Raw genomic sequence first — 19686 nt, 5'->3', positions numbered from 1 at the left:
TTTTACTCCTCGTCGTCTTCCGCGGCTCCAGAAGTCGGTGCAGAGGAGGTCACTTCCATGGCCTGTTCCAGGGTCTTTTCGCCCTTCGCCACTGCGGTTGCCTCTTCTTCGCCTTCGTCTTCGACGTTTTTGTCGATGGCGAGCAGTTCGACGTCCTCGGCTAGGTCGACCAAGCGCACGCCCATGGTGGCGCGCGAAGATGGGCGGATCTGGTTGACCTCGGTGCGAATCACGCCGCCGGCAGAGGTGATGGCGAAGATTTGGTCTTCTTCTTCCACAGCTACTGCGCCGATGAGTTTGCCCCGCTTCGGGGTGTACTTGAAGGTCATCACGCCCATACCGCCGCGGCCTTGGGCGTTGTATTCCGCGATGGCGGTGCGTTTGCCGTAGCCGCCGGAGGTTGCCACAAGCAGATATTCGTCGCCGCGCACGACGGTCATGGTGAGAAGTTGGTCGTCGCCGCGGAAGCGCATGCCTTTCACACCGGCGGTGGCGCGGCCCATGGGCCGCAACTGCTCGTCGTCCGCGGTGAATCTGATGGCTTGGCCTTGTTCGGAGACGAGGAGGATGTCTTCTTCCTCGCTGGCAAGCACGGCGCCGATCAGGGCGTCTCCCTCGTTAAGGTTGATGGCTATGAGCCCGGCGGAGCGTGCCGATTCGTAGTCGGTCAGGCGGGACTTCTTTACGCGCCCTTCGCGCGTCGCCAGGACCAGGTAGGGGGCGTCCTCGTAGGACTGGATCTGGATGATCTGGGCGATCTTTTCTTCCGGCTGGAACTCCAGCAGGTTGGCGACGTGTTGGCCGCGGGCTGTGCGGCCTGCCTCGGGAAGTTCGTAGGCTTTGAGGCGGTAGACGCGGCCGAAGTTGGTGAAAAAGAGGATCCAGTCGTGGGTGGAGCAGATGAAGAAGTTCTTCACCACGTCGTCTTGTTTCAACTCGGCGCCGCGAACGCCCTTGCCGCCGCGTTTTTGCGATTTGTAGGCGTCGACCTTGGTGCGTTTCGCGTAACCGGTGGCGGTGATGGTGACCACGACGTTTTCGCGGGCGATGAGGTCTTCTTCGGTGACATCGCCGGTGGCGGCGACAAGCTGGGTGCGGCGTTCATCGCCGTACTTGGCGACGATTTCTTGCAACTCGTCTGCCACAATCGCGCGTTGGCGCTCCGGTTTGGCCAAGATGTCCTTGAAGTCGGCAATCTGGGCTTCGATGGCTGCCAGATCGTCGATGATTTTCTGGCGCTCAAGGGCAGCCAACCGACGCAACTGCATGGCGAGGATGGCGTCGGCTTGGATCTCGTCGACGTCGAGAAGCTCGATCAGGCCGACGCGCGCTTCCTCGACCGTCGGGGAACGGCGAATTAGCGCGATGACCTCGTCGAGCATGTCGAGGGCTTTGGCTAGGCCGCGCAGAATGTGGGCCTTCTTCTCGGCGTCTTCGAGGCGGAACTGGGTGCGGCGCACAATGACGTCGATTTGATGTTTGACGTAGTAGCGCAGCATCTGATCGAGGCGCAGGGTGCGGGGCACGCCGTCGACAATTGAGAGCATGTTGGCCGAGAAATTCGTCTCAAGCTGGGAGTGCTTATACAGATTGTTGAGCACCACGCGCGGGACGGCGTCACGGCGCAAGACGATCACGATACGCATGCCGACGCGGTCGGATGATTCGTCGTCGATGCGCGAGACACCCGTCATCTTGCCGTTGTTGATCTGGTCCGCGATATTAGAAATGAAATTGTCTGGGTTGACCTGATACGGCAGCTCGGTGATGACAATGCTTCGGCGGTTGCCTACTTCTTCGATCTCGGTGACGCCGCGCATGCGGATGGAGCCGCGGCCCGTGGTGTAGGCGTCTTTGATTCCTTGGTCACCGACGATGAGGCCCGCCGTGGGGAAATCCGGTCCTTTGATGCGCTCCATGACCGCGTCGAGGGTGGTTTTCTCGTCGGCTTCGTGGTTGTCCAGGATCCAGTAGATCGCTTCGGCCAGCTCGCGCAGGTTGTGCGGGGGGATGTTGGTGGCCATGCCGACGGCGATGCCGCCGGAGCCGTTCATCAAAAGGTTCGGCACCCGCGAGGGCAAAACGTCCGGCTCTTTCGTTTTGGAGTCGAAGTTCGGGGAGAAGTTGACGGCGTTTTCGCGGATGTCGCGGACCATCTCCATCGCGATCGGGGTGAGCTTGCACTCTGTGTAGCGCATGGCGGCAGGGCCGTCGTTGCCTGGGGAGCCGAAGTTTCCCTGACCATCAACGAGCGGGTAACGCATCGCCCACGGCTGGGCCATGCGCACGAGGGTGTCGTAGATCGCCGAGTCGCCGTGTGGGTGGTAGTTGCTCATCGTCTCACCGACGGCCTTCACGCTTTTGACGTAGGAGCGTTCGGGGCGGAACCCGGCGTCGTACATCGCGTAAATGACGCGGCGGTGTACGGGTTTCATGCCGTCGCGGACTTCGGGCAGTGCGCGGCCGACGATCACGCTCATTGCGTAATCGATGTAGCTTGTCTGCATCTCCTCATTGATGTCAATGGGTTGGATGCGGTCGTAGCCGTCACCGCCGAGGGTGTCGTCACTCATGAATTACCTTTCTTTTGACCTCCGGCCATTCTAACGCTTCTTAAACGCTTTCCTGCGCTTTGAAGTGGTATCAAAGTGGTATGGCTATGACACTTCGTTTGAGCGCCGAGGAGGACAGGGCGCTTGTCTTGCTGGCCTCTGCATGGGGGTGTTCGAAACAGGAGGCTGCGCGTCGGGCAGTTGTCACCGCTGCCGCGCGCTTGCTTGACGACGCCACCGTGACCTCCCTGGCCCGCCAGCGCGTCGCCGAATACGCCGCCACTGAGTCCCGCATCCGTCAGGCGCGTCGCCGATGAAGCCTCTCAGCCCGGAGCAGCTCCTTGCTATCGCAGATGAGATTTGCGGCGTTTACAAGGTTCGGATCCGCTCCTTCGGCGCGCTCGCGGCGTGCGCAGCGGTGCCTGGGGCGAGGATTCACGGCGTGGCGGTCTTCGACTCCCCGCTGGCGGCGGGAACTGAGTTGGGTGAGGCAATCATCAAACTTGAACCGCTGACGGCGGCGAATGACGTGCTTGCAAAGGTCGCCAGCGAGGTCTATCGGGATTGGGTGCAGGTGGGTTAAGGGCGAGGTCACCGCACTTGTGTAATCCCTTGCCGCGCTGAGGCAATAAGGTAGGTAGCCAACCATCGCTTTGCCTTGAAAGGAATAGAGGTTTCCTATGAAGAAGTTGCCCGCCGTCTTTCTCGCCGCCGCATTATCGTTGACCTCACTGTCGGGGGTTAGTGCCCCTACCGTGTCCGCTCAGTCGGGTGGTGCCGGTGAAGTTTTGCAGGGTCTGTCCTCCGGCTCATCAAGCGGCTCCTCCGGCAATAAGGACAACTTGCCGCCGAACGTGCCGCAGCCGCCCGCTCAAACGCCGCTGGGCAGCGCCTACACCGGTTCTGCCCCGCTTTCTTTGGCTATCGCGGCAGGTATCATCGCGGCAATTGGCGCTCTCGCCGTCAATGTTGCGCAGATTTACTTCGGTTTTGAGTTGCCAAACGTGCAGGACATCCTCAGGCAATTCCAAATGTAGGAGGTATAGCGGGGGTAGCCCGAGTAGCGCGATGCCGCACCGCATGTTAATTTTGTTGCGGTTGTGGTTCGAGTGACTGCTGTGAATACAAAACGCAGTGATCAACTCGCGGCGGAAGATCCCCAACCTAAAAAAACACCCCTAAAAAAGGGTGTTTTTTGCTTTTTTCTGATAAAACCCTGCGCAGACGTTGGTTCCCACTTAATATGGCCGTGAAAACCAGTCAACAACCCTGTGAGGAACGCTAAAATGAATATTCGCAAGGCCATCGTCGCCGCTTCCGCCTCTGCCCTTCTCGTCTCCGGCGCTCCAGTTGCGAACGCCCAGATCGTCGCACCCGAGCCGAGCTCCAGGATCGACATTCCGCCAAGCTTCGTCGACTTCGCGCAGCCTTTCTCCCCGCTGTCGCGCTACGAAACCGAACAGGTCATGAAGATCGGAGCTGCTTGGTTACTCATCAGCGCCGCCCTTAGTATCGGTTCCGCTATTGTGGTCACCACCCTGAATATCTTGGGCAACTCCCTCACCCTCTCCCAGGCTCCTCGGCCAGACCTCTCCCAGGCTCCTCGGCCAGACCTCTCCCAGATTCCTCGGCCTGACCTTCCCCAGTCTTCTTAATTCAAGGCCTTAGCTCTCAGCAGTGAGAGGTTCAAGGGTCTGACTCCGCCATCGCATTGGAGTCAGGCCCTTGAGTCATTCTCGCAGCCGATAAGTCCTCCACCACTGCAAGAAGCTAAAAACAGTTCAACCTTTCGGAGTTAATGACAAACAACCCGACACCACCGGTCCGGAAGGGAGTTGCGAGCTTGGAGTTTTGCCCTCACACCTCAAGCGCACGCAGCCCCTCTTAGGGTTATGCTTTGAAGAATGACTGACCTCAACGCCCTCCTCAATGCCACTACCCGCCCGACCGTTGTCTCTGAACTGACGGATCTTGTCGAGCGCACCATCGCCAACCAATCAGGATTAACCGGCATGGCCATCAAATCGGCCGTCGGCGTCGCCAAAAAAGCAGACGCTGACGCCATATCCAAAGCCGTCAACACTGCCCTGCCGTCCATCGTGGAGGAATTGAGCTCTTTCTGGCAGGACTACGACCCGGAAAACTCCGCCGGATTCGGCAACTACCTCGCCTCCCGCGAGAAAGAAGTCACCGAGAAAGCTCTCTTTCTAGGTGACAAAAACAGCGCCAAAGCCCCCGCCGCCATCCAAAAGCTCTACTCCAGCCTCCGCGGCAAAGTGGGCAAAATCATCGCCCCGGCGCTTCCAGAACTCGGCGGCATCATCGAGCGCAACGCGCGCTAAATACCTTCGCAAAATGCGATGAGTCTACGGCCTGTTATCTCCGGCTCCCGCGCCCACCGATTATGGCCAAGATCTCCCTTCAGTTCCTCCACCACCGGGTGCGCGGCCGGCACGTGCTGCGCCAAATTCTGCGCCGAGGCGATAGGACAATCCTCATCATTGTTAAAGCGGGTGAGCAAAATCGGAGTGCTCACCGCCTGCAAACGTGTGGCGTAATCATCTCCGCGCACGTGGTCGAGCGAATTGGTGCGCGAAAAACGCGCCCACTCTCCCAAGTGCCAACCGGATTGGCGCCCGTAGCCGGCGATGTCAAAACGCCCGCCCGGCCAATAACCAAAAACACGGCTGAAAGCACCCATAAAGGTCACGCCGGTGCGGATTTTGAGGCGCTGGGCACCGTCGAAACCCCGCCAATATGGGCTGCCAGCACCAACACCCATCATGCCGCGGACATTATTTGCCTCCACATCAGCGGTGGTGAGGTAAAGAATCCCGATTTGGCCCCCCATGGAATGAGCCAAAAACACCACCGGGTGCGAAGGCTCAAGGCCCAAAGCTTTCTTCGCCGCCGAAATAGTCAAGGGATAATCCTCGGTGGCCATAGAGTGATAACCCCACTGCTGGGCACGAGAGGCAACGGCAGTGCTGGATCCTTGGCCGCGCAATTCACCAATCACCGCGGGAAAGCCCTGCTCGGACAGCCACGAGGCGATCGGCTTGAAGTAGCGCGCCCCCATACCGAAGCCGGGCCAAATAACAACGAGGGGTTTGGTGCTAGGTGCGTCGACAAGCGCGCGAAACACCAGCACTGTGCTCTGCGAGCCATCCGGCAGATCAATGACAGATTCGAGCATGTCAATTCACCTCTTGAAAAAGTTGCTAAATATCCAGGAAACGGACATCCTTCGCCTTGCGGGTGATGAAAGAGCGGCGCGCGGCGACATCGTCACCCATCAAAATAGAGAACAACTCGTCGGCCCGCTGCGCATCCTCAAGAGTGACCTGGCGCAAAATACGAAACTCAGGGTCCAGCGTCGTCTCCCACAACTCACCCGCGTTCATTTCCCCGAGGCCCTTGTAACGCTGGATGCCGTCATCAGTGTTGATCTTGCGTCCCGCGGCCAAACCCTTTTCAAGTTCCTTGTCACGCTCAGTATCTGAAAAGGCGAAACCTGGCTCACCCTTAGCCCACTTGAGCTTGTATAACGGCGGATTAGCCAAAAAGACGTGACCATGTTCGATCAATTCCGGCATGAAGCGGAAAAGCAGGGTCAACAACAAGGTGGCAATGTGCTGGCCATCAACATCAGCATCGGCCATGAGGACGATTTTGTGATAGCGCAGCTTCGACAAATCAAACTCGTCATGGATGCCAGTACCGAGAGCGGTAATGATCGCCTGAACCTCAGCGTTTTTCAACACGCGGTCCATGCGCGCCTTCTCCACGTTGAGAATCTTTCCGCGCAACGGCAAAATCGCCTGATACATCGAGTCTCGGCCCTGCTTGGCGGAACCACCCGCGGAGTCACCCTCCACGATGAACAGCTCGGATTGCTTCGGATCTTTTGAACGGCAGTCAGCTAACTTGCCGGGAAGGCCTCCCATGTCATTGGCGGACTTGCGACGCACCAGGTCGCGCGCCTTACGGGCCGCCTGACGGGCCTGCGAAGAAGCAACCGCCTTGTTGATGATCACCTTCGCCTCTGCCGGATTCGCGTCGAACCAGTCAGCGAGATGCTCATTGACGACGCGCTGGACAAAACCTTTGATTTCGGTGTTGCCGAGCTTGGTTTTGGTCTGGCCCTCGAACTGCGGCTCGCCAACACGCACGGAAACGATAGCGGCAATACCTTCGCGGCAATCATCGCCGGTAAGGTTCGGTTCTTTGTCTTTGAGCAGTCGGTGCTCGCGGGCGTAGCGATTCATCAAGGTGGTCAGCGCCGCACGGAACCCTTCCTCGTGGGTGCCGCCCTCGTGGGTGTTGATGGTGTTGGCAAAGGTGTGGACGGATTCTTTAAACCCGCCGTTCCACTGCATGGCCACCTCAGCTTCGTGGTCTTGGCCCTTAGCTTCGAAACCAATGACGGAAGGATGAATCGCCGTTTTGGACCTATTCAGGTGCTCGACGTAGTCAATCAAACCATTCGGATAATGGTAGGTAACTTTCTTTTCCCGCTTCTTCTTCACCGCTGGGGCGACTTCAGCACTGTCATCTTCATCTTCGGTGACAACGCTGTCATCGAAGGAGTCACCTTCTACTAGAGCTGCGGTGTCGCCTTCCTCAACAATTGCCTCAAGTTCAAGTTCCTCATCGGTGACACGCTCGTCCTTCAAGGTGATGGTGAGCCCTTTATTCAAAAAGGCCATCTCCTGGAGACGCCGCGAGATGATGTCGTAGTCAAACTCGACCGTTTCGAAAATTTCAGCATCCGGCCAAAAACGGATCGTCGTGCCGGTTCCGCGGGCGTTGCCGCCCTCTTCAAGCTCCTCCGGGACGGCGTTGGCAAAGCGCTGCGCCCAGTGTTTACCGTCACGCTTGATGTCGGCCTCAACACGGGTGGACAAAGCATTGACCACGGAAATACCCACACCGTGGAGGCCGCCGGAGACAGCATAGGAGTCGGAGTCGAATTTGCCGCCGGCGTGCAGTTGGGTCATGACCACTTGGACCGTTGGTGCCCCGGAGGGGTGCATCTCGACGGGGATGCCGCGGCCATTGTCCACGACCTGCACTCCGCCGTCGGCAAGCAGCGTCACATCAATCTGGTCGGCGTATCCTGCCATCGCCTCGTCGACAGAGTTATCGACGACCTCCCACACGAGATGGTGCAGCCCGCGCGAACCGGTGGAACCGATATACATGCCTGGGCGTTTGCGAACGGCCTCGAGCCCCTCGAGAATAGTGATCGATGACGCATCATAGTGCGGTTCATTGGTAGCCACGATTGACGGACTCTCCTCCAAGGCTTTAATTGGGCTTTAACCCGTCCTATCCTACACCCCGCCGGTGGGACCCAGGTGACGTGCAACTCCAGCGAGAAGGCGTTTCTCGCGCGTTTTTGAGGGTGGCCCTTTTTTAGCCGTAGGTGTCGCGTGGTCCCCGGCCTTTGACGTGCAACGGCCCATAGCGCCAGCTTTTCGTCTTTGGCGGGAAAACATGCAGCTTAGTAATCACATCGGGCCCAATTTTCTTTGCTATCTCAGCCAGCACGGTGCTCTGCATATATTTGAGTTGCGTCGCCCAGGCGGTCTGGTCGCAGGAAATAAAAACTTCTCCCTCTTTGATCATTTCCACTGTGGTGTGCTGCGCGATCTTCTCACCGACGAGAACTGACCAGTTGCCCATCACCCAGCCGTAGGCCATGTTTTCAGTCCAGTCGCGTTGCTGGATTTCGCGGCGCACCAACGCACCGAAAGCCTTGATTTGGTAGCCGCGCCGCAGCGGGCGCCCATCGGGGCCGGTGGGTTTTCCGAGGCCGTGCCAGCGCCGCTCTGGGCTAAAGTCAAGGTCGAGGCCGGGCACGCTTATCGACGCCGCCTTGCTTGCCTGTCCCACAGACGTCACCGCACTTCGCCTGGGGATAACGCTGCGGCCCTGGCTGGACAGGTCGGGCACCTTTCCTCCACGTTTTCTGGCCGTGGCGCGGACGTTATCGAAGGTCTGCTTGATGAGGTCACTCAAGGCGAGATACCCCATCTTCCATGACCACTTGGTGTGCGCCGGTGACTGCGTCGTCAAGGTTGTCGGGCAGGTCGTCTCCAACGGCCGCGGTGATGATTACTTGCTGCGCTTCCTGTGCCACACCGACGAGGCGTTCGCGGCGTTTGGTGTCTAGCTCAGCAAAAACATCATCGAGAATGAGCACCGGGTCGGTGCCTTCGGAGGCCAACAAGGCGTATTCGGCAAGGTGTAAAGCCAGTGCAAAAGACCAAGTTTCGCCGTGGCTGGCGTAGCCTTTGGCGGGCTGCTCGCCGAGTGTGAGCACGAGGTCATCACGGTGCGGCCCCACGAGTGTGGTGCCGCGGTCAATCTCCTCGGTGCGCCGTCTGCCCAGTTCAACTAACATCCCGGCTTCGATGACGGCGGGGTCACGATTATCTTTCTCGAAAAGCTCCACGGTGGAGCTGTAGTGAGCACTCGCCTGGCGAGATTCGGGGGCGACGGAAAAATAAGCCTCGGTGATGTGGTTGCTGAGGGCGTCGAGAAGCTGCAAGCGGCCCACGATGACTTGCGCGCCGAGATGTGAAAGCTGCGTATCCCACGTGTCCAAGGTGCTCAGGGCGGATTCGCCGCTGGCGTCGCCGTAGCCGCGGCGCAGGTGAGAGGCCAAACCGCGCAAAAGCGCGTTGCGCTGGCGCAACACTTTGTCATAGTCGGATTTAATCGCGCCCAAACGCGGGGTGCGCGCGGCGGCGAGTTCGTCGAGGAAGCGACGCCGCTCGGCGGGCTCGCCGTTGACGAGCCGTAGATCCTCGGGCGAGAACATCACAGTGCGCAAAACTCCCAGCAACTCCCGCGCGGTGCGCAACCGGGTCCGGTTGATCTGGGCTTGGTTCGCCCCGTTTGCCTTGATTAAGAGGTGGGTGGTCAACTCACGTCCCTCATTGACAGTTGTTGCCGAGATGCGTGCGTCATTGGCCCCGACGCGGATAAGCGGAGCGTCGTGAGAAACGCGGTGGCTGGCCAGAGTTGAGCTGTAGCGCACCGCCTCGACAATGTTGGTTTTGCCGTGACCGTTGCGCCCAGAAAAAACCGTGACCCCTTGGCTTAGCTCAACGCTAAGTTCAGGCCAGGAGCGAAAATCACGTAGGTTCAGGTCGCGGAGATACACGTCAGTGCAGGTTTTTTATCCGGGCAGGCGCACCGGCATAAGCAGGTAAGTGAAGTCAGTCTCGGGGGTGGGGAAAGTACCATCAGCTCCGAGCTCGGGAAGCTGCTGCGGTTGCGGAATCATAATGGCCGGGCGTGAGGACTCCGTGAACCCAAAAACAACCTTTTCGGTCGGGATGGCCGCCAGGCCGTCTTTGAGGTAGCCGGAGTTAAAGGCGATGACCAATTCTTCGCCGGCGGCGCTGTGGTACTCAGCCGGCACCTTTTCGGTGGCTTCGCCGGAGTCCGCGCCGGAGGCGTAGAGGGTGACTTCACCTTCGTTGAAGTGCATGCGGATTTGGGCGTTGCGGTCAGCGACCAGGCTCACGCGGCGGATCGCTTCGACGAGTGGTGCGATGGTGACGCTGGCCATGGAGGTGTGTGACTTGGGCAGCAGCGGCTGGATATTCGGGAAGTCGGCGTCCAACATGCGAGTTGTGGTTTCGCGGTTGCCGGAGTGCAGGCCGAATAGTCCTTCACCGCCGATGTTGTCGGCGCCGCCGACGGCGATTTCCACGGGGTTGTCGATTTGTGTGTCAAGGGTGCGCGCGTTGTCCAGCAGGGTTTTCGCTGGGACGAGCAGCTTGGCTTGGATTGCCTCGGAGCGGGGCTGCCAGGAAATTGTGCGCAGCGCGAGGCGGAAGCGGTCGGTGGCGGTCAGTTGCATGGAGGATCCGTCGATTTCCATGTGGATGCCGGTCAGCATGGGCAAGGTGTCGTCGCGGCCTGCGGCGGAAGCGACCTGGGTGACAGCGCCCACGAAGTCGGCTGGGGATAGGGTGCCTGTGACCTCGGGAAGGTTAGGCAGTTGCGGGTAATCGTCGAGAGGCATCAGCGGCAGTTCGAAGCGGGCGGATCCTCCCTGCAACAACATTTTGGAGCCGTCGGTGGAAACTTCGACCGGCTTGTTGGGCATGTTGGCCACGATGTCAGAAAGTAACTTGCCGGCGACTGCGATGCGTCCTGGTTGGTCGACTTCGGCACCGATTCTTACGCGGGAGGAGATTTCGTAGTCGAAGCCGGCGAACTCAAGGCCTGCGTCGTCGACGGTGATGACGACGGCGCGCAGGACTGGTTGCGTGTTTTTGGTGGGCAGGCTCCGGGCGACCCACGCTACGGCGTTGGAGAGATCATCCTTGTGGACGCGAAATGACACACGATTGTCATCCATAGCGGTGGGCGGCTCCTTAGCACTTCTGAGGGTTTTTCGATGTGTGATTCGGCGTTCCAAGCCTTCGGTATTGAAAAGCTTCCCGCGGTAGCCGAATCACGTAATTTTCCCTTAACCATAGGCGCAGGGCCCTCTTTTTGTCATTTGTGCCAGCTCCCTTTCTGCATCACCCCCTTTAGCCGCCGCGCGGAGGTCGGCGAGGTTGTGCACACGCTCTCTTTCTCTTCAATGAATTACAAGTAAATAGATGGCAAAGACAGTAGGTCCTGTGCAATCTGTGGATGACGAGTAGTTTTTCGTGGTCGCTGCGTGCAACGGCGCTGTGATCAAGGATGTGGAAAAGGTGTGGATAAACAGTGCGTGCTGTGGATAACTTTTTCGGGTAGTTTCTTGTCCCCAGTTCCTTGTCTCTTTTCCACCGCTAAGCCACAGTTTTTCTCGCCTTGTCCACAAGGGATGAAAAAGTGAGTTGAACCACACTGTGTTTAAACTCATTGAATTACATCCTTGGAATTACACACCTGTGTATGACTGTGTGGACAACTTCCCCAACGCAAAACGCGGGCCCAACCACCTGTGTCAGGAGGCTACGGCCCGCTAGATCGAGTGAGAGGTAGCGCTTTAGTGCATGCGTGCCCGGTTCTTAATCATCTGCGTGAGCTTCTGAATCTCGTCATAGGTGCCGCGGTTTTCCGTCATTTCTTTGCGGATCTTGCGGTCGGCATACATGACGGTGGTGTGGTCTTTGCCCCCGAACTCGTCGCCAATCTTCGGCAGAGACAACTCAGTTAGCTCGCGGCACAAGTACATGGCGAGCTGGCGGGCGTGGGCCACATGGCGGGTTTTCCCGGCGCCGGTGAGCTGGTCGATACTGACCCCAAAATAATCGGCGGCCGCATCTTTGATGGTGGAAGCGGTGATGTTGATATCGCCTTCATCAGGCAAAATGTCACGCAGCGCAACTTGAGCCACCTCAAGGGTGATCGGCTCGTTAATCAGTGAAGAATACGCCGAAACCCTAATCAGGGCGCCTTCGAGTTCGCGGATGGAGGACTGGAATTGGGTGGCGATGAGTTCGAGAACGGTATGGTCGACGTTGGTGCCGTCGGTGGCTGCCTTCTTGAGCAAGATAGCGATGCGCGTTTCCAGGTCCGGGGGCTGCACATCGGTGATCAGCCCTCCTTCGAAGCGGGTGCGCAGGCGGTCTTCGAGTGTGGTGAGCTGCTTCGGCGGGCGGTCCGATGACAAAATGATCTGTTTGTTGGCTTGGTGCAGCGCGTTGAAAGTGTGAAAGAACTCCTCCTGGGTGCCTTCCTTGCCTTCGAGAAATTGAATGTCGTCGACCATGAGGATGTCGAGGTTGCGGTAGCGCCGCTTAAAGGTTTCCTGCCGGTCGTCGCGCACCGAGTTGATGTAGTCGTTTGTGAATTCTTCGGAGGAGACGTACCTGATGCGCAGGTTCGGTTGTAGCACTTGGGCGTAGTTGCCTGCGGCGTGTAGTAGGTGGGTTTTACCCAGCCCCGAACCGCCCCAGATAAACAGTGGATTATAGGCGCGAGCAGGGCTTTCGGCGACGGCGACGGCGGCACCGTTGGCGAAGCGGTTGGAGGATCCGATGACGAAATTTTCAAAGGTGTACTTCGGGTTTAGCGAAGCCTCGCGGTCGGGATCGTGCGCCGGTTGCTCGCGGGGGATGCGTTGAGCAACGGTGGGGTGGGCGCTTGCTTGGCGGCGCTGCTGCCGCTGGGTATTCCCCTCCGCCTGCTGTTGGGAGTGGATTCGTGCCAGCTCGTCAAGTCCCATGGGGATTTCTTCGCCGGCTGTGGTTTCGGGGTTATCTGGTTGGAAGGGGTAGTCGCTGTGGGTGGAGTACCACTTGCTAGGTGCCGTGGTTGCAGCAGTGTCAGTCGGCTCGGGGGTGGGCGCGGGTTCGCTCGCAGCGGAGGTTTCGGCGGCCGAGGGAGCTACAGAGACGGCCAAGCTGCAGGGTTTGCCTAAACGGTGTGTCAATAGGGCGGCGATGTGGGGACCCAGGTTGTTTTCGATGACAGTTTTGGCCGCGGTGTGTGGGGTGGACAAAATGGCGAAACCTTCGACAAGCATGACCGGGCGCACCAGTTGCAGGTAGGCCCGCTCCTGATGGGTCAGCGTGGGGATGGTGGAGTTGGGGCGTTCGGAAAGAACGAGCAGGTCGGAGACGATGTCGCGCCACAACGCCTCAATGTTTTGTTCCGCCACGTCAGATGTTCCTTGCTTGTCGTTCGTTCAGTCCGGTCAATGCGCCAGGGTGTGTGGCGCTGCCGTGCGGGGCGATGAAGCGGCGTGCAATTCACCGCTTCATCCACACGGCTGAGGCCACCTGCGGTGGCTTCTACCTTTAGTTCCACAAGGTTATCCACAGGTGTGAACAATCAGGTCGCGGGTGGTTATCCACAGGTTTTCAACACCCCTGTGAATAACCACCCGATCTAATAGTTACATCTTTGACCTGCGGAAATACGAGACATCTCGAAAAACCCTCAACTAAAACTAGAGGTTTATCCACAGGTCTGAGAGTGGATCCCTTTATGGATTTGTGATGTTGTTTATTCGTACCTGCTTCCCTAGCCCCGTGTCCACGCAATAGTTTTAACCTCCCCTGTGGATAACTCCCACAGCGCCGGAATCGAGGTGGGGTGCAGCGGCGCTGGCGCAGCAAGCACGCGGGTTTGACCCCCTCACCAGTGAAAAAACACATCCATGTAATTCCGGGGGTACCCTTTCGGCGGCGGCGTGTCGATTTGGTCAGCACGCCCTGACTCACGTAGTCTGGCATGGTCTGTCACATCAGGTGGCGGCGCCGCAAGGTGTCGTCGCAAAGCGATGTGCTTGAGAGCAACACCAGCGAGGTGTACCGGGCCGCTTTCCCTAGCCCAGCGGGAAGCGAGTCAACGTAGGTGTTGCGCGCGAGGCGCTCCAACGGCCTTCCCAGGCCACGGCGCACCCGCATCTCTAAAGAACGTGTTTAAACCGGACGGTCATCATCCCGGGAGGCACTCCGCGCTTGTCAGGCGCGGGGGCCGCTGGCCGTCAAAGAAATCAAGGAGTTTGCCGTGTCGAAGCGGACCTTTCAGCCGAACAACCGTCGCCGTGCCCGCAAGCACGGTTTCCGCGCCCGCATGCGCACCCGTGCCGGCCGCGCCATCGTCTCCGCGCGCCGCCGCAAAGGCCGCGCCCGCCTAAGCGCTTAAAACCTGAGCGCTTAAAACCAATAAACCACCCCCGTGCTCCCCACAGCGCACAAGCTCAGCTCCTCAGCGGATTTCCGCCGCGTGATCCGCAGCGGCGCGCGTGCGGGCACAAAAACGGTGGTGGTTCATCTGGCAGCCCGAACCGACCCGATCATCTTCGGTGGTCCACGGTTCGGGCTTGTCGTTTCTAAACAGGTAGGAAACGCCGTGACCCGCCACGCCGTTTCACGCAAGCTACGCCACGTGTGCACACGGGTCGGTGCGGACAAGCTAGACCGCACCCACGACGTTGTGGTACGGGCTTTGCCAGCCTCCGCCACCGCAACCAGCGCGCAGCTCACACTCGATATCCAACGGGGCCTGGATAAGGCTCTGCGCAGATTGTGATGGCGTACTACAACTTCGTCGGTGAAGAAATCCCGGCACCTCGTGGACCGGCAGGAAAAGCGCTGGTTGGGATGGTGCGCCTTTACCAAAAATACGTCTCACCCTTTAAGATGGCAGGGACGTGTCGTTTCATGCCTGTGTGCAGTGCGTATGCGCTCGAAGCAGTCTCGCGCCACGGTGCGGTGAAGGGAACCCTCTTTGCTGCGGCCCGCATATCCAAATGCGGACCGTGGCATCCCGGAGGCTATGACCCCGTCCCCGGCAGCGTGGTTGACCAGCCCGCTGGTGCAGCGTGCGACACAGAAGCGTCCCCACCCGTAACCGACTAGGAGCAACGACCCTCAAGTGCTGAATTTTGTATATTGGCCGATCTCAGCGGTGCTGTGGTTTTGGCACAAGATCTTCGCCTACGTTTTCGCGCCCGATTCCGGCATCGCCTGGATCCTCGCGATCGTCTTTTTGACGTTTACCATCCGTGTCCTTTTGGTCAAGCCGATGGTCAACCAGATGCGCTCAATGCGGAGGATGCAAGAAGTGCAGCCGCAGATGCAAGCCATCCGCGAGAAGTATAAAAACGACAAACAGAAAATGGCCGAGGAGAGCCAGAAGCTCTACAAGGAGATGGGCTCTAACCCCCTCGCCTCATGTATCGTCCCCTTGGTGCAACTGCCGGTCTTTCTCGGCCTGTTCCACGTTTTGCGTTCGTTTAACCGCACTGGTACCGGCCCCGGCCAGTTAGGCATGAGCGTTGAGGAAAACCGCAATACGGCGAACTACATCTTCTCGCCCGACGACGTGCGTTCCTTTTTGGATGCCGATTTCTTCGGCGTCCCGCTGTCGGCTTACATGTCGATGCCGGAAAGCGCTTTCGAGGCCTTCACCGGCCTTGAGTTCAGCCGCCTGCACATTATCGCCGTGTGTATGCCGCTAGTTATTTTGTCCGCGCTTTTTACTCACCTCAACGCGCGTTTGTCCATCTCTCGTCAGCAAGAGCGCCGTACCTCCGGTAAGGTCGCCGCCCCCTCGGGTGCTAACGCCGAGATGATGGAGACGCAGATGGCCATGATGAACAAGATGATGCTGTGGGTCTTCCCAGTAATGATTCTTGCCTCGGGCTTCCTGTGGCACATTGGTCTGCTCGTCTACATGCTGGCCAACAACGTGTGGACCTTCTTCCAGACCCGCATCGTCTACGACAAGATGGATAAGGAAGAAGCGCTCGAGGAGGAGAAGAAACGCGAAGCTAAGCGCGCTTCTGCCCCGCAAGTCGCTGCTCGGCGTGTGGATAAGCGCACTAAAAAGCAGCGCAAGCAAGGCAACTAATTTACTGGTTCAGCGGCACCAGCAAGCGGTTCCCGGAGCAACACAAGCTTTTCTCCGGGAACCGCTTTAGTGTTTCTGCAAGCCGCGCTTTGGTGCAGTGTCCGTGGCTTTTACTAAAGTCAGGCACATTATCTGTCGGGACCCACAGAAGGAGTACACAGCCGTGTCGATGAACCCTAGGCCTTTTGACTCGACCGCGGAGGCGGTGCCGGCGGCCGCAACAAAGATTTTCGGTGAACGCCTCGACATGGCCATCGGTTATCACCGTCTGCTTGCGCAGGTCGCTTCGGTGCGTGGCTTCATTGGCCCGAAGGAGGTTGGGCGCCTGTGGTCGCGGCACATTTTAAATTGTGCGGTCGTCTCCGAAGCGCTCGCGGCTGGCATTTCAGTTGCCGATATTGGCTCCGGCGCGGGCTTGCCCGGTGTTGCGCTGGCCATTGCGCGCCCTGATCTCAACATCACGTTGATTGAACCGCTGTTGAAGCGCTCTACGTTCTTGCGTGAGGTTGTCGACGAGCTCGGGTTGGATAATGTCACCGTGGTGCGCGGGCGCGCCGAGGAGCAAGGAAAGTCGCTTTTCGACGCCACCACTTCCCGCGCCGTCGCCCCCCTGGGAAAGCTGGTCGGATGGTCGCTTCCTTTGGTGAAGGTGGGCGGCTCGATGGTGGCCATGAAGGGCAGCACGGTGGGCGAAGAACTCAAACGCGACGCCGCGCAGATTAAGAAAGCAGGCGGCGGCAAGGCGGAAATCTTCACTGTTGGACAGACCTTGCTAGATGAGCCCACCACGGTTATCTCCATTGCCCGCCTGCGGTGACTGCTTGAGGTGTCAGGCACTAATGTTGGAGGAGTTCCAAGCAGGTAGGGTGCAGCGCACATGAACGAGACGACGGAGGGGCCCGTGGACGATAACTCCCAGTGGGGCGGCGCGCCTGGTGGCTCAGATGGCCAGTGGGCGGATCAGACTAGCCTTCCAGGCGGCGCCCTTTCCAAACCACAAAAGCCGCGCGTGATTACGGTGGCGAACCAAAAAGGTGGCGTGGGCAAAACGACGACGTCGGTGAACTTGGCCGCGGCGTTGGCGCGCCAGGGCATGAAGGTGTTGGTCATTGATTTAGACCCGCAGGGCAATGCGTCGACCGCCCTGGGTGTGGAGCACCGCGCGGGCGTCACCTCTAGCTACGAACTGCTCATTGGTGAGGCCAGTGCGGAAGATGCGATGCAACCCAGCCCGGGCAACGACAATTTGTTGTGCATCCCCGCCACCATTGATTTGGCTGGTGCCGAGATTGAACTTGTCAGCCTTGTGCGCCGCGAGTACCGGCTGCACGACGCGCTGCGGCGCGGTTTTGTGGAGAAGCACGGCTTCGACTTCGTTTTCATTGACTGTCCGCCCTCGTTGGGCCTTTTGACCATCAATGCGATGACGGCGGTGGATGAGGTGCTTATTCCGATCCAGTGCGAGTATTACGCCTTGGAGGGCGTGGGTCAGCTTTTGGGCAACATCGGCATGATCCGTGAGCATTTGAACCACAACCTGCATATTTCGGCGGTTCTTTTGACTATGTATGATGCGCGCACGCGCCTTTCGGAGGAGGTTGGTCATGAGGTGCGCAGCCAGTTCGGCCAGGTTGTGCTGCGCAATGTCATTCCGCGTTCGGTGAAGGTTTCGGAAGCACCAGGTTTTGGGCAAACGGTCGTGGACTATGATCCCGTTTCGCGCGGCGCGATGGCTTATGTTGATGCTGCCCGTGAGTTGTCGCAGCGTGGGGATTATCAGCCGCACGCGACGACCGGCCCGATTGGTGTGAGTCCGGAGGTGGCACGCCAGCTCGACGGCAGTGGGGTTATAGATGAAGCTGAGACGCTGGATGCTGCGCAGCAGAAGGAGACGGAGAACTAATGGCACAGGAACGAAAAGGTGGGCTTGGTCGCGGCCTTGCGGCGTTGATCCCTTCGCAGCAGGAATCGGCTGACACGACGGGCAAAACTGGCAGGCTTGGCGAAGGCGCCGCCGACGTGATCATCGGCGGTTCCAAGGGTGCCCGCGGGGCCACAGCGCAGCAAAGCTCCAAGGAAAAGTCTAAGGAGGCGTCGGCAAAGCGGGCGGCGAAGAAGTCCGCTGGCCGCAAGCGGGTGCCGGGCGCTCCCGCGATTGAGGGTGCGCCGACGGTGGCGGTGAACACGGAGAAGGTCGTTCAGCCGGTTCCGGTGGGGGCGCGCTACCAGGAGGTGCCGCTGGGTCAGATTCAGCCGAACCCGAAGCAGCCTCGTCAGGTTTTTGACGAAGATGAGTTGTTGGAGTTGGTCCATTCCATCCGTGAGTTTGGTTTGCTCCAACCCATTGTGGTTCGTGAGGTCGCGTCTGGCTTCGAGTTGATCATGGGTGAGCGTCGTTGGCGCGCTGCATCTAAGGCGGGCCTAAAGCAGATTCCGGCGATCGTGCGCGAGACTGGCGATACTGACCTGCTGCGTGACGCTCTTTTGGAAAATATTCACCGCGTCCAGCTCAACCCCCTTGAGGAGGCGGCAGCTTACCAGCAATTGTTGGAGGAGTTCGGGGTGACTCAGGAGCAGTTGGCCGATAAACTTGGCCGCTCACGCCCGGTGATCACCAATGCGATCCGCCTGCTTAATCTGCCTGTGGATGTGCAGCGCCGTGTCGCTGCTGGTGTGCTTTCGGCTGGCCATGCTCGTGCGTTGCTGGGAGTGAAGTTGGGTCAGCACACCAACGAGGCCCAGGCCAGGCTCGCCGAGCGTATTGTCGCTGAGGGTTTGAGTGTGCGCGCGACTGAGGAGGCTGTGACTTTGCTCAACCGCAGTGGCGGGCAGCAGGAGAAGCCGCAGCGCAAACCGGTGCCGCAGCCGGAGCTTTTCACCCAAGCCGCCGAGCGGCTTGCCGACGAATGGGATACCCGCGTCGTTGTCACCATGGGCAAACGCAAGGGCAAAATTGTCGTGGAGTTCGGTGACCAGGCAGACTTCGAGCGCATCATGTCCCTGATCCAAGGCGAAGGCTAAGGGGTTTTCGGCTATGTCCGGCGGCTTTGCACAAGCGCAGGTCGTCGCCCTGGACGCGGCGAATTTGAGCCGCATCCACCCTGTCAGCGCTGCCAGCGTGTTTTGGGAGGTCGATCCGCTGGCGCCTGGTTTTTACACCAGTGATTCCGCGATAGATAAAAGCTTGTGGTTAACTCGCCGCGCACTTGAGCAGGCCACCGTGGGTTTTAGTATCGTCGCGGCGGGTGTTTCTAGCGGGGCCTTAGCTACTGTTTTGTATTGCCCGGCCGAGGAGGCGCCGGGCGCGGTACGTATGCCCACCGCACCTGTGAGCAAGGATGCCTGGCTAGTTTCGAGCCTGCACATTGACCCGCCGAGGCGGCACAGCGGGTGGGAATCTGTCCTTTTGGACTCAGCGATAATGGCGGCCACCGGCGCGGGTGCTGAGGCTTTGGAGGTCTTTGGTGTGCGTCGAACGGGTGAGGCGTCCTCGGCTGCTGAGAAGATCCGTAGGCACGCGCACAGCATTGGGCTCGTCGAAGTTTCGCTGCTTGAAGGTGCGGGCTTTGAAGTTCATCAAGACCACCCCGTCATTCCGCGGCTGCGGCTGCGCCTTCCGCCGGCCCACGATCTGCTCAGCGCCCAGGAGATCGATGAGCTGTTGGCGAAATCTCCGCTCGCGTGAAGCACTCGATCCACGACACTTTGCCTCGCTGCGGAGGGGTGGTGTGCACTGTGCGCACGATCTTTCCGGGTGCCGGGATCGTTGCAGGTGCAGGTGGTGAAAGCGCAGGAAGCCTTGGGCGATGCG

General features: G+C 59.1%; 20 protein-coding genes. 13 read left to right on the top strand and 7 right to left on the bottom strand.

What is annotated here, in order from left to right; genetic code table 11:
- Positions 1–2 precede the first annotated feature (2 nt).
- Positions 3–2573 (bottom strand): DNA gyrase subunit A, encoded by a 2571-nt coding sequence (gene gyrA / locus VLL26_RS09060; protein WP_342318759.1) that lies wholly within the window; start codon positions 2571–2573, stop codon positions 3–5.
- An 80-nt stretch (positions 2574–2653) separates the two neighbouring features.
- Here gyrA and VLL26_RS09055 point away from each other — a divergent pair, with 80 nt between their 5' ends.
- From VLL26_RS09055 to VLL26_RS09035, 5 genes are all read left to right on the top strand, one after another.
- The gene (locus VLL26_RS09055; RefSeq protein WP_342318758.1) at positions 2654–2869 is read left to right on the top strand and encodes a CopG family transcriptional regulator; all 216 of its coding nucleotides are present in this window, start codon (positions 2654–2656) and stop codon (positions 2867–2869) included.
- Complete coding sequence (locus VLL26_RS09050; protein ID WP_342318757.1) at positions 2866–3135, top strand: TetR family transcriptional regulator; 270 nt, start codon at positions 2866–2868, stop codon at positions 3133–3135. Before VLL26_RS09055 ends, VLL26_RS09050 begins: the two co-directional genes overlap by 4 nt.
- A 97-nt stretch (positions 3136–3232) precedes the next feature.
- Complete coding sequence (locus VLL26_RS09045) at positions 3233–3589, top strand: hypothetical protein (protein WP_342318756.1); 357 nt, start codon at positions 3233–3235, stop codon at positions 3587–3589.
- A 249-nt stretch (positions 3590–3838) separates the two neighbouring features.
- Complete coding sequence (locus VLL26_RS09040; RefSeq protein ID WP_342318755.1) at positions 3839–4207, top strand: hypothetical protein; 369 nt, start codon at positions 3839–3841, stop codon at positions 4205–4207.
- 249 nt (positions 4208–4456) lie between these two features.
- Positions 4457–4894, top strand: a complete 438-nt coding sequence (locus VLL26_RS09035) for a DUF6918 family protein (RefSeq protein ID WP_342318754.1) — start codon at positions 4457–4459, stop codon at positions 4892–4894.
- On the opposite strand, the gene VLL26_RS09030 is transcribed toward VLL26_RS09035, so the two are convergent.
- The 6 genes from VLL26_RS09030 to dnaA form a co-directional block, all read right to left on the bottom strand.
- Entirely contained in the window at positions 4891–5748 is an 858-nt protein-coding gene (locus tag VLL26_RS09030; protein ID WP_342318753.1) for an alpha/beta fold hydrolase, read from the bottom strand. The genes VLL26_RS09035 and VLL26_RS09030 overlap by 4 nt on opposite strands.
- Positions 5749–5773: 25 nt before the next feature.
- Positions 5774–7837 carry a DNA topoisomerase (ATP-hydrolyzing) subunit B gene (gyrB, locus tag VLL26_RS09025; RefSeq protein ID WP_342318752.1) on the bottom strand — a complete coding sequence of 688 codons (2064 nt, stop codon included), beginning with the start codon at positions 7835–7837 and terminating at the stop codon, positions 5774–5776.
- A gap of 133 nt (positions 7838–7970) precedes the next feature.
- Positions 7971–8591: a DciA family protein gene (locus VLL26_RS09020; protein ID WP_342318751.1), complete on the bottom strand. Its 621-nt coding sequence runs from the start codon at positions 8589–8591 to the stop codon at positions 7971–7973.
- The gene (gene recF, locus VLL26_RS09015; protein WP_342318750.1) at positions 8569–9726 is read right to left on the bottom strand and encodes a DNA replication/repair protein RecF; all 1158 of its coding nucleotides are present in this window, start codon (positions 9724–9726) and stop codon (positions 8569–8571) included. Before recF ends, VLL26_RS09020 begins: the two co-directional genes overlap by 23 nt.
- Before the next feature lie 15 nt (positions 9727–9741).
- Positions 9742–10935 (bottom strand): DNA polymerase III subunit beta, encoded by a 1194-nt coding sequence (gene dnaN / locus VLL26_RS09010; RefSeq protein WP_342318749.1) that lies wholly within the window; start codon positions 10933–10935, stop codon positions 9742–9744.
- Positions 10936–11556: 621 nt separating this feature from the next.
- Positions 11557–13173, bottom strand: a complete 1617-nt coding sequence (dnaA, locus tag VLL26_RS09005; protein WP_342318748.1) for a chromosomal replication initiator protein DnaA — start codon at positions 13171–13173, stop codon at positions 11557–11559.
- Between the two features lie 839 nt (positions 13174–14012).
- Here dnaA and rpmH point away from each other — a divergent pair.
- The 8 genes from rpmH (at position 14013) to VLL26_RS08965 (ending at position 19560) form a co-directional block, all read left to right on the top strand.
- Complete coding sequence (rpmH, locus tag VLL26_RS09000) at positions 14013–14165, top strand: 50S ribosomal protein L34 (protein WP_425292317.1); 153 nt, start codon at positions 14013–14015, stop codon at positions 14163–14165.
- A 33-nt stretch (positions 14166–14198) separates the two neighbouring features.
- Entirely contained in the window at positions 14199–14552 is a 354-nt protein-coding gene (gene rnpA, locus VLL26_RS08995; RefSeq protein WP_342318746.1) for a ribonuclease P protein component, read from the top strand.
- Entirely contained in the window at positions 14552–14881 is a 330-nt protein-coding gene (gene yidD / locus VLL26_RS08990) for a membrane protein insertion efficiency factor YidD (RefSeq protein ID WP_342320192.1), read from the top strand. The genes rnpA and yidD overlap by 1 nt, the downstream gene beginning before the upstream one ends.
- 16 nt (positions 14882–14897) lie before the next feature.
- Positions 14898–15875, top strand: coding sequence for a membrane protein insertase YidC (gene yidC / locus VLL26_RS08985; protein WP_342318745.1), 978 nt, complete (start codon positions 14898–14900; stop codon positions 15873–15875).
- Positions 15876–16044: 169 nt separating this feature from the next.
- Positions 16045–16692 carry a 16S rRNA (guanine(527)-N(7))-methyltransferase RsmG gene (rsmG, locus tag VLL26_RS08980; RefSeq protein WP_342320191.1) on the top strand — a complete coding sequence of 216 codons (648 nt, stop codon included), beginning with the start codon at positions 16045–16047 and terminating at the stop codon, positions 16690–16692.
- A gap of 60 nt (positions 16693–16752) precedes the next feature.
- The gene (locus tag VLL26_RS08975; RefSeq protein ID WP_342318744.1) at positions 16753–17778 is read left to right on the top strand and encodes a ParA family protein; all 1026 of its coding nucleotides are present in this window, start codon (positions 16753–16755) and stop codon (positions 17776–17778) included.
- Positions 17778–18896: a ParB/RepB/Spo0J family partition protein gene (locus tag VLL26_RS08970; RefSeq protein WP_342318743.1), complete on the top strand. Its 1119-nt coding sequence runs from the start codon at positions 17778–17780 to the stop codon at positions 18894–18896. Before VLL26_RS08975 ends, VLL26_RS08970 begins: the two co-directional genes overlap by 1 nt.
- Positions 18897–18909: 13 nt before the next feature.
- Complete coding sequence (locus VLL26_RS08965; protein WP_342318742.1) at positions 18910–19560, top strand: hypothetical protein; 651 nt, start codon at positions 18910–18912, stop codon at positions 19558–19560.
- The last annotated feature ends 126 nt before the right edge of the window (positions 19561–19686 follow it).

The sequence above is a fragment of the Corynebacterium sp. BD556 genome (genome assembly GCF_038452275.1).
Classification (GTDB): domain Bacteria; phylum Actinomycetota; class Actinomycetes; order Mycobacteriales; family Mycobacteriaceae; genus Corynebacterium; species Corynebacterium mayonis.
This window is presented reverse-complemented; position numbering and strand designations above follow the sequence as displayed.

Excerpts from the sequence above, each read along its gene's own strand:
- gyrA (WP_342318759.1), bottom strand. The coding sequence starts at position 2,573 with ATGAGTGACGACACCCTCGGCGGTGACGGCTACGACCGCATCCAACCC.
- VLL26_RS09055 (WP_342318758.1), top strand. The coding sequence starts at position 2,654 with ATGGCTATGACACTTCGTTTGAGCGCCGAGGAGGACAGGGCGCTTGTC.
- VLL26_RS09050 (WP_342318757.1), top strand. The coding sequence starts at position 2,866 with ATGAAGCCTCTCAGCCCGGAGCAGCTCCTTGCTATCGCAGATGAGATT.
- VLL26_RS09045 (WP_342318756.1), top strand. The coding sequence starts at position 3,233 with ATGAAGAAGTTGCCCGCCGTCTTTCTCGCCGCCGCATTATCGTTGACC.
- VLL26_RS09040 (WP_342318755.1), top strand. The coding sequence starts at position 3,839 with ATGAATATTCGCAAGGCCATCGTCGCCGCTTCCGCCTCTGCCCTTCTC.
- VLL26_RS09035 (WP_342318754.1), top strand. The coding sequence starts at position 4,457 with ATGACTGACCTCAACGCCCTCCTCAATGCCACTACCCGCCCGACCGTT.
- VLL26_RS09030 (WP_342318753.1), bottom strand. The coding sequence starts at position 5,748 with ATGCTCGAATCTGTCATTGATCTGCCGGATGGCTCGCAGAGCACAGTG.
- VLL26_RS09020 (WP_342318751.1), bottom strand. The coding sequence starts at position 8,591 with ATGGGGTATCTCGCCTTGAGTGACCTCATCAAGCAGACCTTCGATAAC.
- dnaN (WP_342318749.1), bottom strand. The coding sequence starts at position 10,935 with ATGGATGACAATCGTGTGTCATTTCGCGTCCACAAGGATGATCTCTCC.
- yidD (WP_342320192.1), top strand. The coding sequence starts at position 14,552 with ATGGCGTACTACAACTTCGTCGGTGAAGAAATCCCGGCACCTCGTGGA.
- rsmG (WP_342320191.1), top strand. The coding sequence starts at position 16,045 with ATGAACCCTAGGCCTTTTGACTCGACCGCGGAGGCGGTGCCGGCGGCC.
- VLL26_RS08975 (WP_342318744.1), top strand. The coding sequence starts at position 16,753 with ATGAACGAGACGACGGAGGGGCCCGTGGACGATAACTCCCAGTGGGGC.
- VLL26_RS08970 (WP_342318743.1), top strand. The coding sequence starts at position 17,778 with ATGGCACAGGAACGAAAAGGTGGGCTTGGTCGCGGCCTTGCGGCGTTG.
- VLL26_RS08965 (WP_342318742.1), top strand. The coding sequence starts at position 18,910 with ATGTCCGGCGGCTTTGCACAAGCGCAGGTCGTCGCCCTGGACGCGGCG.